We start from the raw sequence: 15,438 nt of genomic DNA on the forward strand, positions 1-15,438 counted from the left end.
ATGAAATCTAGTTATCCGAAGGGCTTATGAATAACCATCAAACGATCAGCATGGATCTTATGAGGCAAGCGGCGGCGGCGGCTGGTGATGTATTACGGGTGCTGTCAAATGAGGATCGTTTGCTCTTACTGTGTCAATTGAGCCAGGGAGAAAAAGCAGTAGGTGAATTAGAAGCCGAATTGGGGATTCATCAACCAACGTTATCACAACAGCTTGGTGTGTTGCGTAGTGATGGGCTAGTGAACACTCGCCGCGACGGTAAGCGGATATTTTACTCAATCGCCGATAGTAAAGTTTTGGCACTGCTGGAGCTGCTCTATCAGCTTTATTGCCCACAAGAGCAGGAGGCAATATGACTATCGATTGGATTAACTTTACCCCTTACAGTGCACTGGCCGGAGGGGCAGTATTGGGCGTTGCTGTAACGTTTCTATTGTTAGCCACTGGCCGGATTGCTGGTATTAGTGGCATTTTGGGGGGCTTACTTTCGCCAAAAACAGGGGATCGCGGCTGGCGTATGGCATTCATCATTGGTTTGGTTATTTCACCTTTGGTTTATTCGCTGTTTACCGCGTTACCGGCTATCCAAATTGATGCAGGTTTGCCCACTCTGATTTTAGCCGGATTGTTGGTAGGAATTGGGACACGCTATGGTGCCGGATGTACCAGTGGGCATGGCGTCTGTGGGCTAGCTCGTTTCTCGCCACGTTCACTGGTGGCGACATTGAGCTTTATGTTTACCGGCTTTATCACTGTGGGGCTGGTTCGCCATCTATTTGCTTAGGAACAGAATATGAATCTATTTTTCTCGCTGTTGGCCGGGCTGATATTTGGTTTGGGCCTGATAGTTGCAGGTATGGCCAACCCTGCCAAGGTCTTAGGTTTTCTCGACATTAGCGGCTTATGGGACCCGTCATTGGCATTGGTGATGGCAGCCGCAGTGGCTATCGCGCTACTCGGTTTTACCTGGGCCAAAAAACGTAAAGTCAGTTTGCTGGGACAACCCTTGCAATTGCCAGCCTCTAATCGTATTGATTGGCGGTTAATTGGCGGTAGCCTGTTGTTTGGCGTCGGTTGGGGATTGGCGGGGATATGCCCTGGGCCGGCACTGGTATTGCTGGGCGCAGGGATGTTCAAAGGGGGTGTTTTTGTCGCCGCGATGGTGGCGGGAATGGCAATATTTAGCCTACTAGAGCGTGTTCGTTAGATATAAAAAACCCCGCCAGGCGGGGTTTTTGCTGTTCAGCGCTTAACGGTTGAAGCTTATTTCAAGCCTGCAGCATCACGCAACAAAGCGGCTTTGTCGGTTTTTTCCCAAGGGAATTCTTCACGACCAAAGTGACCATAAGCTGCGGTTGCTTGATAGATCGGATGCAGCAGATCCAGCATCTGAATCAGGCCATAAGGGCGCAGCTCGAAGAATTCACGCACCAAGGTAATTAATTGATCCTCAGAGACCTTACCCGTGCCGAATGTTTCCACCATGATGGAAGTAGGCTCTGCCACGCCAATGGCGTATGAAACCTGAATCTCGCAACGGTCAGCCAGGCCAGCCGCAACAATATTTTTCGCTACATAACGGGCAGCATATGCTGCTGAGCGGTCAACCTTGGATGGATCTTTACCGGAGAATGCACCGCCACCATGACGAGCCATGCCGCCGTAGGTATCAACAATGATTTTACGCCCCGTCAGACCACAGTCGCCCATTGGGCCACCGATAACGAAACGGCCTGTTGGGTTGATATGATATTTGGTGGCTGCGGTGAGCCACTCAACAGGTAGAACCGGCTTGATAATCTCTTCCATCACCGCTTCTTGTAAATCTTTCAGACTGATATCTTCTGAATGCTGCGTCGACAGAACAACCGCATCAATACCGACAATCTTGCCGTTATCATACTGGAAGGTAATCTGGCTTTTTGCATCCGGGCGCAGCCATGGCAAGGTGCCATTTTTACGCACTTCAGCCTGACGCTTTACCAAACGGTGTGCATAGGTAATAGGTGCAGGCATTAAAACGTCGGTTTCGTTAGTGGCATAGCCGAACATCAGACCCTGGTCACCCGCGCCTTGTTCTAAGGGGTCTGAACGGTCAACCCCCTGATTAATATCAGGTGATTGCTTCCCAATCGCACTTAAAACGGCGCAAGAGTTAGCATCAAACCCCATCTCAGAATTAACATAACCGATTTCGCGCACGGTTTTACGGGTGATCTCTTCGATATCTACCCATGCGTTAGTGGTAACTTCACCGCCAACTAATACCATACCCGTTTTGACATAGGTCTCGCAGGCAACACGCGCTTTTGGGTCTTGCTCAAGAATTGCGTCCAGTACCGCATCTGAAATCTGATCAGCGATTTTGTCTGGATGCCCTTCAGAGACAGATTCCGACGTAAATAAGTGTTTAGCCATTATTTTCTTTACCTTGAATACAAGTGAAAAGTCACTGCATAGCGTTGGGTGCCAGACAACAGAAACCTACGTTTAGTTAGGTATGCTGATGCATTGATGTTTTGCAACGCCTCTTTAGGCAAAGCCTTTAGCAGTCGATCCCATTTGTACTTGAAGCTGCCAGGTTGTTAGCTGCACGCAGTCTTCCGAACCACTCATTTGAGTAAGCTCATCGGGCTGATTCGTCTGCTGCCCACCCGCAACGCCAAGTTTTTTGGGCATATAAATTTAGAAGCCTTGCATGATTTGTCACATACTTAGCATTGTAGCAATTAAAATGTTTGGATGTATTAACATCTGGACGTCTATTTTAGGTCAGCTTTTACTCTTAATGCCAGCCCTTTTTGCATCAAGATATTTCTCGCTTTGGTTGTCACTTGATTTATTTACCGCTTGATACAGTTACGCGCTATTTTCATTTTGCATTTTGCTCGCGTTATAGGTATAAACTGCGCGCGCAGCTTATTTGATATGCAATGATGAAGATGGCAGAGGATGACATTAGCTCATTGTTACATTTGCAGAGTTTTGCACTCAGGTGCTTAACCGTGAATGGGCACGAAAATAGTGGCGTCATCAAACTGTTACTTAATCTGTCTATACCCAATAGATTTCAATATGCAGCTATTTCCCCTGTAACTTGAAAGATGACGGGTTTATTTAAAGTCTTGTCCGTTCAATCTGAGCGGCATGCGTGGAGGTGGTTGGATTAATGATCCGTTGTCAACTGGTTGCTGCACATCAACAGCTACGTCGTTCTGACGTTCAATCCCCCTTTGCAACCTTCCTTTCTTGTACTCCATCAAGGCGATGTTACACCCACATGGGTGCGTCTCAGGATTCGCGGGCAGGTTAACAGCCGCCTGAAGCACTGAATTCGGCTAGCCTGACCACTTTGCGGCTAATCCGATTCACAAAATCTCAATACGTATTTACAGTCGAACGTATTTTCCATTTAAACGTGTTTTACCCTTTTGGGTAATGAATAGCTGAGTGATAAACCACTTGTGGATAGCGCTTTGCAGCGTAATATTCTGCCGATTCGGCGTCCACGTGGGTTGTCCTTGCTGGTTGTAGCTGCGATAGTGGCTGACTTTATCGTCAGTATCGCAATAGAGGCGAATTATGTCTGATGATAACTTGATTGGCCGTCCGGTAGCTGCGGGCGCACATGTTTCTTTACGCTCTATGCAGGAGGTTGCCATGAATGACCGTAATGCCAGCAAGATGCTGAGCACGTATAACGTCGCCTATTGGGGTGGCAACTATTATGACGTCAACGAGTTGGGTCATATCAGCGTTTGCCCTGATCCCGATGTTCGTGAGGCGCGTGTCGATCTGGCGCAACTGGTCAAAGGAATGCAGCTTGAGCAGGGGCAACGTCTGCCTGCACTATTCTGTTTCCCACAAATTTTACAACATCGCCTACGCTCAATTAACGGTGCATTTAAACGTGCGCGTGAGTCATTTGGCTATGAAGGCGACTACTTCCTGGTTTACCCGATTAAAGTAAACCAGCATCGCCGGGTTATTGAGTCTTTAGTCAATTCTGGTGAGCCGTTGGGACTGGAAGCTGGCTCTAAAGCTGAAATGATGGCGGTTTTGGCCCATGCAGGTATGACCCGTTCGGTCATCGTTTGTAACGGTTATAAAGATCGCGAATATATTCGTCTGGCATTAATCGGCGAAAAACTGGGCCATAAGGTTTATCTGGTCATCGAAAAGATGTCAGAAATCAAAATGGTATTGGAAGAAGCCGAACGCTTGAATGTGGTTCCGCGCCTGGGTGTTCGTGCGCGCCTTGCATCACAAGGTTCCGGTAAATGGCAGGCCAGCGGTGGTGAGAAATCCAAATTTGGTTTGTCTGCCACCCAAGTGCTGCAATTGGTTGATATGCTGCGTGACGCCAATAGTCTCGAAAGCCTGCAATTACTGCATTTCCATTTGGGCTCTCAGCTATCCAACATCCGTGATATCTCCACCGGGGTTCGTGAGTCCGCACGTTTCTATGTGGAATTACACAAGCTGGGTGTCAATATCCAGTGCTTCGATGTGGGTGGTGGTTTGGGGGTGGATTACGAAGGGACGCGTTCTCAGTCCGATTGCTCAGTAAACTATGGCCTGAATGAATATGCCAACAACGTTATCTGGGGGATCGGTGATGCTTGTAATGAACATGGCCTGCCGCATCCTACCGTGATTACGGAATCGGGCCGCGCAGTCACCGCGCACCATACCGTGCTGGTTTCCAATGTGATCGGCGTAGAACGCAATGAATTTAATGAGCCACAGCCACCGGAAGAAGATGCACCTCGTGCGCTGATAAGCCTGTGGGATACCTGGCTGGAAATGCAAGAGCCGGAAAACCGCCGCTCTCTGCGCGAATGGCTACACGACAGTCAAATGGACTTACATGATGTGCATAGCCAATATGCCCACGGTATATTGGATCTGACACAACGCGCTTGGGCAGAACAGATGTATCTGAGTATCTGCAATGATATCCAGAAGCAACTGGACCCAAGCAACCGTGCACACCGGCCAATTATTGATGAGCTGCAAGAACGTATGGCTGACAAGCTGTACGTGAATTTCTCGCTGTTCCAATCTATGCCGGATGCCTGGGGTATCGATCAGCTATTCCCAGTTTTGCCACTGGAAGGGCTAGATAAACCACCAGAGCGCCGTGCGGTATTGCTGGATATTACTTGTGACTCAGACGGTACCATCGACCATTATATCGACGGTGATGGGGTAGCAACCACCATGCCGATGCCGCCATATGATGCAGAAAACCCGCCATTGTTGGGCTTCTTTATGGTTGGTGCCTATCAAGAGATTCTGGGCAATATGCATAACTTGTTTGGCGATACTGCCGCGGTTGATGTGTATGTATTCCCAGACGGCACGGTTGAAGTTGAGCAGACTGACGAAGGTGATACCGTCGCAGATATGCTGGAATATGTTCAGTTGAACCCAGAGAAATTGTTGAACCAATTCCGTGATCAGGTGAAAGAAACTGATCTGGATACCGAGTTGCAGGCGCAGTTTATGGAAGAGTTCGAAGCAGGACTGTACGGTTATACTTATCTCGAAGATGAGTAACGGCTAACGGCTTCTATCTCAACGGAATAAATCTCTCTATTTAAGGGCAAACTCAGGTTTGCCCTTTTTGTTTGCCCCTGTCACTGGTGATTGTCCAAATATCAACCACACTAATATTGGTCATTTATGATGCTTAGCTGAGAGGTGCTTGAATGGGATGGGTCAGTGTTTGTAAGGTAAATTACGTTAAGCCCGATTTTCCTTTCTCAGCGCAGATTGATGATAAAAGGATTGGCGTCTATGTCATCGATGGTGAGTATTTCGCGATGCAGGATATTTGCCCTCACGCTAATGCGTTGCTAAGTCAGGGTTTTATGGATGGAGAAACCGTTGAATGCCCACTGCACGGTGCACTATTTGATGTGCGGACCGGCCAGTGCTTGCGTGAGCCAGGCGATAGGGATTTAGCAACCTATCCAGTGCGCATTAAAGGTGATCAGATTGAGGTAAATCTGGACGTAGGTAGTGGCGGGTAATATTTAGTAATAAGATACTAACGCCCGCCAAATCACGGGCGTTATACAGTGATAATTGACGGGATTTACTTCTCAGCAGCAATACGTTGGCGAATATGATCAGCCCGCGCTTGTGAAGATGGATGATCGTCAAACATGCTGCTGGTACGGCCTGCTTCCATGGTTGCCAATTTTTCAAAGCTAGTGACTAAACCATTTGGATCGATACCGCGTTTTTTCAACAAATCGAATGAGTAATCATCCGCTTCGCTTTCTTGTTTCTGTGAAAATTGAGCGTTAACCAACTTCTCACCAATATCTGCTAATTGAGACTGAGATAACTGCCCGGCAATCCCGCCCGCGGAACTGGCTGCGGTGCGCAGGGCTGTGGTGCCATAGGCCACTTGCATCGCTTTACGGGTATGCCCCAATGCCACATGGCCCATCTCATGACCGAGTACGCCTTCCACTTCATTGTCGGTCATCATGTCCATCAGGCCGCTATAGACACGAATACAACCATTTGCCATGGCCCAGGCATTCACATCCTTTGTGACATACACTTTATAGTTAGCTGGCGTACCATTAATGTTATCGCCTAATGCGGCTGAAATTTTCACCAACCGTTTGGCATAGGTACTGTCTGCTGGCGCTATCTGCGCTTTCTGATCCATTTCAGCGCAAGATTTTTCGCTGAGCATTTTTACATCAGCATCATTCAAGGTTGCCGCTTGAAATGCCTGTGCGCCTGACTGCATTAAGCCATCAGTATTCATATTCTGGCAGCCGCTAAGCAGTGCTGTAAGGCTCAGTGCAATCATTGAGGTACGAATTTTCATAACACTTTCTTCCTGTGGTTATGCCATTTTATTATTGGAGAGGACCGTTCTCTTCGTGATGATAACGTATCAGTTGCGTTATCTATCCATCATTATTCGCCAACAGTCACTGTTGCATTCTTATTAACTATTGCATTAATCGCTGTTGAATCGACGACGGTTGTTCTACTCTGTCGGCAATAGGTCTTGCCCGAAATATTCGTGGCAACGTATGGTTTATATCGGTTTGTTTGCAAAAACGAACACTGCCAGCCGACAGAGTGGTTAATACACTCATTGTGTGGCTAAAAACGCAGCGAGGGTAACGCGACTCAATCGTTACAGCTATAGCTTTATTCTGAAAATATGGAAGTTTTAGCTCATTTAGTTTTAGTGATTGCCGTTTCAATGCTGAGTCTGAGAAAATGGTAAACTTGAACGCTTTTTTTTAATCCGACCTGGAGTAAAACATGTCCTCTCGTAAAGAGCTTGCCAACGCGATCCGCGCACTAAGCATGGACGCAGTGCAGAAAGCGAATTCCGGCCACCCCGGCGCCCCTATGGGTATGGCAGATATCGCCGAAGTTTTGTGGCGTGACTATTTGAACCATAACCCAACCAATCCACACTGGGCTGATCGCGACCGTTTCGTGTTATCGAATGGTCACGGCTCCATGTTGATCTATAGCTTGCTGCATCTCACTGGCTATGACTTGCCGATGGAAGAGCTGAAAAACTTCCGTCAGTTACACTCTAAAACGCCTGGTCACCCTGAATATGGCTATACCGCTGGCGTAGAAACCACCACCGGCCCGCTGGGTCAGGGCATTGCGAATGCGGTTGGTTTCGCCATTGCAGAACGCACGCTGGCCGCACAGTTTAACCGCCCAAGCCATGACGTTGTTGATCATCACACCTACACATTTATGGGTGATGGCTGCATGATGGAAGGTATCTCCCACGAGGTTTGCTCTCTGGCGGGCACCATGAAGCTGGGCAAACTGACCGCTTTCTATGATGACAACGGTATCTCTATCGATGGTCACGTTGAAGGTTGGTTCACTGACGACACGGCGGCACGTTTCGAAGCTTACGGCTGGCATGTGGTTCGTGGTGTTGATGGCCATAACGCTGATTCAATCAAAGCGGCTATCGAAGAAGCTCACAAAGTTACCGACAAACCTTCACTGCTGATGTGCAAAACCATTATCGGTTTTGGCTCACCGAAGAAGGCCGGTACGCATGACTCACACGGTGCACCATTAGGTGCTGATGAAGTTGCTGCTACCCGTGAAGCATTGGGTTGGAAATACCCTGCATTTGAAATCCCACAAAATATCTATGCTGAGTGGGATGCTAAAGAAGCCGGTCAGGCAAAAGAAGCTGCCTGGAACGAGAAGTTCGCAGCTTATGCCAAAGCTTATCCAGAACTGGCTGCTGAATTCAAACGTCGTGTCAGCGGTGAATTGCCTGCTAACTGGGCGACTGAATCCAAGAATTTCATCGAACAATTGCAAGCTAATCCTGCCAAGATTGCCAGCCGCAAAGCATCACAAAATGCGCTGGAAGCCTTCGGTAAAGTGTTACCTGAATTCTTGGGCGGCTCTGCTGACCTGGCACCAAGTAACCTGACTATCTGGTCTGGTTCTAAATCACTGAGCGATGATCTGGCGGGTAACTACATTCACTACGGTGTACGTGAATTTGGTATGTCTGCCATCATGAACGGTATTGCTCTGCACGGTGGTTTCATTCCTTACGGCGCAACCTTCCTGATGTTTGTGGAATATGCCCGTAACGCGGTGCGTATGGCTGCTCTGATGAAAATCCGCAGCATATTCGTTTACACCCATGACTCTATTGGTCTGGGCGAAGATGGCCCAACCCATCAGCCGGTTGAGCAGATGGCCAGCCTGCGTGTAACACCAAACATGAGCACCTGGCGTCCTTGTGACCAGGTTGAGTCTGCGGTGGCATGGCAGTATGCGCTGGAACGCAAAGATGGCCCGAGTGCACTGATCTTCTCCCGTCAGAATCTGGCACAACAGCCACGCACTGCTGAGCAGTTAGCCAATATCGCTAAAGGCGCATATGTACTGAAAGATTGTGCAGGCCAGCCTGAACTGATCTTCATTGCTACCGGTTCTGAAGTTGAACTGGCAGTGGCAGCAGCAGATCAGCTGACCGCCGCAGGCCACAAAGTGCGTGTTGTTTCTATGCCATCAACTGATGCATTCGACAAACAAGACGCCGCTTACCGTGAATCTGTATTGCCAGCAGCGGTTAGCGCGCGCGTTGCCGTTGAAGCCGGTATTGCCGATTACTGGTACAAATACGTTGGCCTGAATGGCGCGGTGGTTGGTATGACCACCTTCGGTGAATCTGCACCAGCAGAGTTGCTGTTCAAAGAGTTTGGTTTCACTGTTGAAAACGTGGTAGCGAAAGCTCAGGCGCTGTTGAAATAAGAGACTGCATTACTATGAAATATGCCCAAAAAACTTGGCGGTGCCGCTAGCATTCCAGCAGTTCCAAGCCCAAAGGGTATACCGGGTGTAAACGGTGATGACAATCCCGGTAATACACCTGTTAAAAGACCGCTTCGGCGGTCTTTTTTTTCGCCAATTGATGGATGTATTGTGCCCTTTATCAGGCAGATATTCCTTTTATGATTAGTTTGGTTTATTCTGGCTGAAGCGTTTCAGTCATGATTGATTTTCAGTTTCAGTAAAATTCGCTGAGGAAAAAGCCGGAAGTATTCTGGCCCAATTGTGATAAGACGATTAACATCTTAGGGTACGGTGCAGTACGCTATGGGATTGCATGATAATAACCAGAAACAGGGAGTAACATGACAATCCGCATAGCGATAAATGGCTTTGGCCGTATTGGTCGTAGCGTTTTACGCGCACTGTATGAATCGGGTCGCCGGGCAGAAATTTCAGTAGTTGCTATTAATGAGTTGGCTAATGCACAAGGGATGGCCCATTTACTGAAGTATGACTCCAGCCATGGTCGGTTTGCCTGGGATGTTCGTCAGGAATGTGACAATTTGTACGTCGGTGACGATATTATCCGGCTGATACATCAGCCAGAAATAGAGCAGTTACCTTGGGGTGAGTTAGGAATTGATGTTGTTCTGGATTGTAGCGGCGTGTATGGCAGCCGTGCCGATGGCGAGGCGCATATTGCCTCCGGTGCCAAAAAGGTACTGTTTGCCCATCCTGGCGGCAATGATTTAGACGCAACAGTAGTCTATGGTGTAAACCATCAAGATTTACTGGCGGAGCACCGGATTGTTTCCAACGCTTCCTGTACTACGAACTGCATTATTCCTATTATTCAGTTGTTGGATATCGCTTATGGCATCGAGTCTGGCACTGTGACCACCATTCATTCATCAATGAATGATCAACCCGTTATCGATGCTTATCATCAGGATTTACGCCGTACCCGGGCAGCAAGTCAGTCAATTATCCCGGTTGACACTAAACTGGCGGCAGGGATTACCCGTATTTTTCCGAAGTTTTGTGACAGGTTTGAAGCTATCTCGGTACGGGTGCCAACCATCAACGTAACCGCTATTGATTTAAGCGTTAGCGTGACAAACCCGGTTGGTGTTGCTGAGGTTAACCAGCTTTTTCAAAAGGCAGCAAGAGGTTCATTTCGTGGTATAGTTGACTATACGGAATTACCCTTGGTGTCGATCGATTTTAACCATGATCCGCACAGTGCAATTGTCGATTGCACGCAGACTCGGGTCAGTGGGCAGCACCTGATTAAGACCTTGGTATGGTGCGATAACGAATGGGGTTTCGCCAATAGAATGTTGGATACGACATTGGCGATGGCCCGAAGTGGTTTCTAGTATGGCATGTTAACGTCTTGTTTTTCCGTGTTTTACTGCGGTTATAACTGCGTTGATGTGCAGCTTATGCAACTTTAAAGAGAATCAACAAGAGGATTCACCATGTCTGTAATTAAGATGACCGATCTGAGTCTGGCAGGCCTTCGCGTGCTGATCCGTGCGGACCTCAATGTGCCGATAAAAGATGGCAAAGTGACGTCTGATGCGCGTATCCGTGCATCTCTGCCGACGATTGAAGCGGCACTGAAGCAAGGCGCTAAAGTAATGGTTACCTCTCACTTGGGTCGCCCGACCGAAGGCGAGTACAATGAAGAGTTCTCCTTGCTGCCAGTAGTTAACTACCTGAAAGACAAACTGTCTTCTCCGGTACGTCTGGCGAAAGACTATCTGGACGGCGTTGAGATTGCAGCAGGCGAGTTGGTTGTGCTGGAAAACGTTCGCTTTAACAAAGGCGAGAAGAAAGACGACGAAACGCTGTCTAAGAAATATGCGGCACTGTGTGACGTCTATGTGATGGATGCGTTTGGTACTGCTCACCGTGCACAAGCTTCTACTCACGGTGTGGGTAAATTTGCTCCTGTCGCCTGTGCCGGCCCGCTGTTGTCAGCAGAGCTGGAAGCACTGGGTAAAGCGCTGGGTAACCCAGCACGCCCAATGGTTGCCATTGTGGGTGGTTCTAAAGTATCAACCAAACTGACCGTGCTTGGCGCACTGTCTAAAATCGCCGATCAACTGATTGTTGGTGGTGGTATCGCCAATACCTTCGTTGCAGCTCAAGGCAATAATGTCGGTAAATCTCTGTACGAAGCAGACCTGATTCCAGAAGCCAAGCGCCTGCTGGAAACCTGTGATATCCCGGTTCCTACCGATGTGCGTGTTGCAACCGAATTCTCTGAAACTGCTGTTGCGACACTGAAACCAGCTAACCAAATCAAAGATGACGAACAAATTCTTGATCTGGGCGACGAGTCTGCACAACGTCTGGCTGAGATCCTGAAAAATGCCAAAACCATTCTGTGGAATGGCCCGGTTGGTGTATTCGAGTTCCCTAATTTCCGTAAAGGGACCGAGATAGTCGCTCGCGCTATCGCTGAGAGCGACGCATTCTCTATCGCGGGCGGTGGTGACACTCTGGCAGCAATCGATCTGTTCGGTATTGCTGACCAAATCTCTTACATTTCTACCGGCGGCGGTGCATTCCTTGAGTTCGTAGAAGGGAAAAAACTGCCAGCGGTGGTGATGCTGGAAGAGCGCGCTAAGCAGTAATTTAGATAACGGGGGGCGAAAGCCGCCCGTTTCGCTTTTAGCTAATGAAGCTCGCGGGCTTTATACCCTAAATAATTCGAGTTGCAGGAAGGCGGCAACGAAATGAACTCAAGGAGTTGAGATAACTCAATGACTTGAGTGAATGATGGCAGCCAACGCACATGCAGTTTGAAGTATGACGGGTATAGGCGATTTACATTTAGGGCCTATCCTCACCGGATAGCTGCTATCTTCAGTCGACGAAACAGGACAACGTACATGTCTAAAATTTTTGATTTCGTAAAACCAGGTGTCATCACAGGTGATGACGTTCAGAAAGTGTTTGCAGTAGCCAAAGAGAACAACTTTGCTCTGCCAGCAGTTAACTGTGTCGGCACCGACTCTATTAACGCAGTGCTGGAAACAGCAGCCAAAGTGCGTGCGCCAGTTATCGTTCAGTTCTCTAACGGTGGTGCAGCATTTATCGCAGGTAAAGGCGTTAAAGCAGAAGGTCAGGGTGCTGCAATCCTGGGCGCTATCTCTGGTGCACATCATGTCCATCAGATGGCTGAACACTATGGTGTTCCTGTTATTCTGCACACCGACCATTGCGCCAAGAAATTGCTGCCATGGTTAGACGGCTTGTTGGACGCAGGTGAGAAACACTTTGCGGCTACCGGCAAACCACTGTTCTCTTCTCACATGATCGACCTGTCTGAAGAGTCCCTGGAAGAAAACATCGAAATTTGTAGCAAATACCTGACTCGCATGGCGAAACTGGGTATGACGCTGGAAATCGAACTGGGTTGCACCGGTGGTGAAGAAGATGGCGTGGACAACAGCCATATGGACGCATCTTCTCTGTATACTCAGCCACAAGATGTTGATTACGCTTACGAAAAACTGAACGCTATCAGCCCACGTTTCACCATCGCTGCCTCTTTCGGTAACGTACACGGTGTTTACAAACCAGGTAACGTGAAACTGACCCCAACTATTCTGCGTGATTCTCAGGATTATGTTTCCAAGAAACACAATCTGCCGCACAACAGCTTGAACTTCGTATTCCACGGTGGTTCAGGTTCTACTGCTGCTGAAATTAAAGAAGCGGTTAGCTATGGCGTAGTTAAAATGAATATCGACACCGATACCCAATGGGCAACGTGGGAAGGTATTCTGGGCTACTACAAAAAGAACGAAGCTTATCTGCAAGGCCAACTGGGTAACCCAGAAGGTGCTGACAAGCCGAACAAGAAATTCTACGACCCACGTGCGTGGCTGCGTGCTGCACAGGTGACTATGGTTGCTCGTCTGGAAAAAGCTTTTGAAGAACTGAACGCCAAAGACGTTCTGTAATTCAATACTGCTTTGACCGACTTAAAAGGCCCCTTGGGGCCTTTTTTCTTTGCAAAAAACGAATCTAACCTCATTTCCGCCGCCTTGATTGACTGAGTAGTCTGATATTTCAGCGTAAATTTCTCTGCCAAAATTGGCAACAGGCTCATTGTTAGTTACCCTAAACAGGCTGTCAGTTGTAGCCGTCAGCATTTTGCGGTGATTTTTTGCGTAATCTCTCCCGCAGGGAGCTTTTTGTAGGATGATTCAAATGGAAGAATTAAACGTAGTTGATGGTATCAATGAAGCGAGTACCTGGTTGGTGAATAACCAAGATTTGCTGATTCAATACGCGGTTAATCTGGTCGCAGCATTACTTATCTTAACCGTCGGTTCAATCATCGCCAAAATTGCGTCACGGATGCTTGGTCGGGTCATGAAGTTACGTGGCATTGATGTCACCGTCGCAGACTTCCTGGCAGCAATGGCGCGTTACAGCATTCTGGCTTTCACTATCGTTGCGGTGCTGGGACGTTTGGGAGTGCAGACCGCCTCGGTGATTGCCGTTATCGGTGCCGCGGGTTTAGCTGTTGGTTTGGCGCTACAAGGCTCGCTATCGAACTTTGCCGCCGGTGTGCTGCTGGTAGCCTTCCGTCCATTTAAGGCAGGTGAGTATGTCGATCTGGGCGGTGTAGCAGGTACTGTGGTTCAGGTGCAAATTTTCTCAACGACCCTACGGACGGTCGACGACAAAATCATCGTGGTACCCAACGGCAAAATTATTGCTAATAACATCATTAATACCAGCCGTGAACCGAATCGCCGTACCGATATGGTCATCGGTGTTGCCTATGATGCTGATATTGATGTGGTAAAGAAAGTGCTGGGTGACATCATTGCCGCAGATAAACGTATCATGCATGACAAAGGGGTTACCGTGCGTTTGAATGAGATGGCGGCCTCTTCCCTTAACTTCACGGTGCGCGTCTGGACTACCAATGGCGATGCGATGGATGTGTATTGGGATCTGATGGAAAACTTCAAGCGTGCGTTGGATGCTAACAAAATTGGCATTCCTTACCCGCAGATGGACGTGCATTTGCATCAGGTAGCAAAAACTGAGGCAGATTAGCCTGAGAGCCTGGGTACTTGAAGCTGTAGTGTTGTTTACAATTTGGCTATAGCCATGTCAAATCGGGTCGTTATCGGCCCGTTTTTTCCTTTTTCCATCCTTGTTTTCCCGCTTGCTTAACCATTATTAGTTTTACTTATTATTGATAAGAAATATCAATTTCCTCTGATGCTACTCTCCCCGTAATATGCTGCTAATTCCTCTCCAATTCTCTCGGTCAGTTTTGAGTATTATTTAAAGGTAACAGTATGTTAGCTGTCTATTTACAGGGCTTCGCCCTCAGTGCTGCGATGATTTTACCCCTCGGACCACAAAATGCCTTTGTGATGAACCAGGGGATTAAGCGTCAGCACCATTTGATGAGTGCCTCACTTTGTGCGCTGAGTGACATTATCTTGATTTGTGCGGGGATCTTTGGCGGCAGTGCCTTGCTGAGCCGTTCGCCATTGCTACTGGCACTGGTCACATGGGGCGGAGTGGCTTTCCTGCTGTGGTACGGCTGGGGCGCATTGATGGCTGCCTGGCGTGGGGGGGGCTCCTCATCTGCCGCCGCAACCGGCGCGCAAGGGCGTTGGCCAATAGTTATAACCCTACTGGCGGTAACCTGGCTCAATCCGCATGTCTATCTCGATACCTTTGTGGTGCTCGGTAGCCTTGGCAGCCAGTTATTACCCGACTCCCGGCCTTGGTTCGCTTTGGGGGCCGTGAGTGCCTCTATTGCCTGGTTTTTTGCCCTCGCGCTATTGGCTGCGTGGTTATCACCGTGGCTTAACCGCCCAACGTCGCAGCGGGTGATTAATCTGTTGGTCGGAGGGGTAATGTGGTTTATTGCTTTTCAGCTAGCGCAACAAGCACTAAATCTGTGAGTTTTTATCATTAATCCGAATCCCATGATTCATAAGATATGCTACGGTTGATGTGTTAATCCGGTTACCGACAGCAAATTAATCACGCTGCCAATGAGATTCGAGTGAGTGTAATTAACTGCAAATGTATTTGTCGCTGATTGAATTCACTGGTTATCTG

The 15,438-nt window shown here is 48.3% G+C and carries 14 protein-coding genes; 12 read left to right on the plus strand and 2 right to left on the minus strand.

The features are described from left to right. Window positions 1-26: 26 nt before the first annotated feature. Genes V1952_RS02505 through V1952_RS02515 form a run of 3 tightly spaced genes read left to right on the plus strand, consistent with a single transcriptional unit; the run spans window position 27 to window position 1,207 of the window. A complete protein-coding gene (locus tag V1952_RS02505; protein ID WP_420074271.1) occupies window positions 27-356 on the plus strand; it encodes a metalloregulator ArsR/SmtB family transcription factor in 330 nt (109 codons plus the stop codon). Further along, window positions 353-784 carry a YeeE/YedE family protein gene (locus V1952_RS02510; protein ID WP_420074272.1) on the plus strand — a complete coding sequence of 144 codons (432 nt, stop codon included), beginning with the start codon at window positions 353-355 and terminating at the stop codon, window positions 782-784. Before V1952_RS02505 ends, V1952_RS02510 begins: the two co-directional genes overlap by 4 nt. Window positions 785-793: 9 nt before the next feature. After that, entirely contained in the window at window positions 794-1,207 is a 414-nt protein-coding gene (locus V1952_RS02515; protein ID WP_420074273.1) for a DUF6691 family protein, read from the plus strand. Window positions 1,208-1,263: 56 nt separating this feature from the next. Here the strand turns inward: V1952_RS02515 and metK are convergent, their stop codons facing one another. Then, entirely contained in the window at window positions 1,264-2,418 is a 1,155-nt protein-coding gene (gene metK / locus V1952_RS02520) for a methionine adenosyltransferase (RefSeq protein ID WP_372560638.1), read from the minus strand. Window positions 2,419-3,169: 751 nt separating this feature from the next. Here metK and V1952_RS02525 point away from each other — a divergent pair. The 3 genes from V1952_RS02525 to V1952_RS02535 all read left to right on the plus strand — a co-directional run bounded on the left by V1952_RS02525 (window position 3,170) and on the right by V1952_RS02535 (window position 6,038). Then, window positions 3,170-3,313: a hypothetical protein gene (locus V1952_RS02525; protein WP_420070940.1), complete on the plus strand. Its 144-nt coding sequence runs from the start codon at window positions 3,170-3,172 to the stop codon at window positions 3,311-3,313. Between the two features lie 269 nt (window positions 3,314-3,582). Beyond that, window positions 3,583-5,562 (plus strand): biosynthetic arginine decarboxylase, encoded by a 1,980-nt coding sequence (gene speA / locus V1952_RS02530; RefSeq protein ID WP_372560639.1) that lies wholly within the window; start codon window positions 3,583-3,585, stop codon window positions 5,560-5,562. Between the two features lie 152 nt (window positions 5,563-5,714). Then, window positions 5,715-6,038, plus strand: a complete 324-nt coding sequence (locus V1952_RS02535; RefSeq protein ID WP_420070941.1) for a non-heme iron oxygenase ferredoxin subunit — start codon at window positions 5,715-5,717, stop codon at window positions 6,036-6,038. A 65-nt stretch (window positions 6,039-6,103) separates the two neighbouring features. Here V1952_RS02535 and V1952_RS02540 read toward each other — a convergent pair whose 3' ends face one another. Then, window positions 6,104-6,856 (minus strand): M48 family metallopeptidase, encoded by a 753-nt coding sequence (locus tag V1952_RS02540; protein ID WP_372560641.1) that lies wholly within the window; start codon window positions 6,854-6,856, stop codon window positions 6,104-6,106. 449 nt (window positions 6,857-7,305) lie between these two features. Between V1952_RS02540 and tkt the strand changes: the two genes are divergently transcribed. The 6 genes from tkt (at window position 7,306) to argO (ending at window position 15,278) form a co-directional block, all read left to right on the plus strand. Then, window positions 7,306-9,300, plus strand: a complete 1,995-nt coding sequence (gene tkt / locus V1952_RS02545; protein ID WP_420074274.1) for a transketolase — start codon at window positions 7,306-7,308, stop codon at window positions 9,298-9,300. A gap of 383 nt (window positions 9,301-9,683) precedes the next feature. Then, the gene (epd, locus tag V1952_RS02550) at window positions 9,684-10,700 is read left to right on the plus strand and encodes an erythrose-4-phosphate dehydrogenase (protein WP_420070942.1); all 1,017 of its coding nucleotides are present in this window, start codon (window positions 9,684-9,686) and stop codon (window positions 10,698-10,700) included. 102 nt (window positions 10,701-10,802) lie between these two features. Beyond that, window positions 10,803-11,966 carry a phosphoglycerate kinase gene (gene pgk, locus V1952_RS02555; protein WP_372560644.1) on the plus strand — a complete coding sequence of 388 codons (1,164 nt, stop codon included), beginning with the start codon at window positions 10,803-10,805 and terminating at the stop codon, window positions 11,964-11,966. Between the two features lie 258 nt (window positions 11,967-12,224). Further along, on the plus strand, window positions 12,225-13,301 hold the full coding sequence (gene fbaA / locus V1952_RS02560; RefSeq protein WP_005192802.1) for a class II fructose-bisphosphate aldolase: 1,077 nt from the start codon (window positions 12,225-12,227) through the stop codon (window positions 13,299-13,301). 250 nt (window positions 13,302-13,551) lie between these two features. Further along, window positions 13,552-14,412, plus strand: a complete 861-nt coding sequence (gene mscS, locus V1952_RS02565) for a small-conductance mechanosensitive channel MscS (RefSeq protein WP_083162727.1) — start codon at window positions 13,552-13,554, stop codon at window positions 14,410-14,412. Between the two features lie 248 nt (window positions 14,413-14,660). Then, complete coding sequence (gene argO, locus V1952_RS02570) at window positions 14,661-15,278, plus strand: arginine exporter ArgO (RefSeq protein ID WP_372569594.1); 618 nt, start codon at window positions 14,661-14,663, stop codon at window positions 15,276-15,278. Window positions 15,279-15,438 lie beyond the last annotated feature (160 nt).

Source organism: Yersinia sp. 2542 StPb PI (genome assembly GCF_048593855.1).
Lineage (GTDB): Bacteria > Pseudomonadota > Gammaproteobacteria > Enterobacterales > Enterobacteriaceae > Yersinia > Yersinia enterocolitica_E.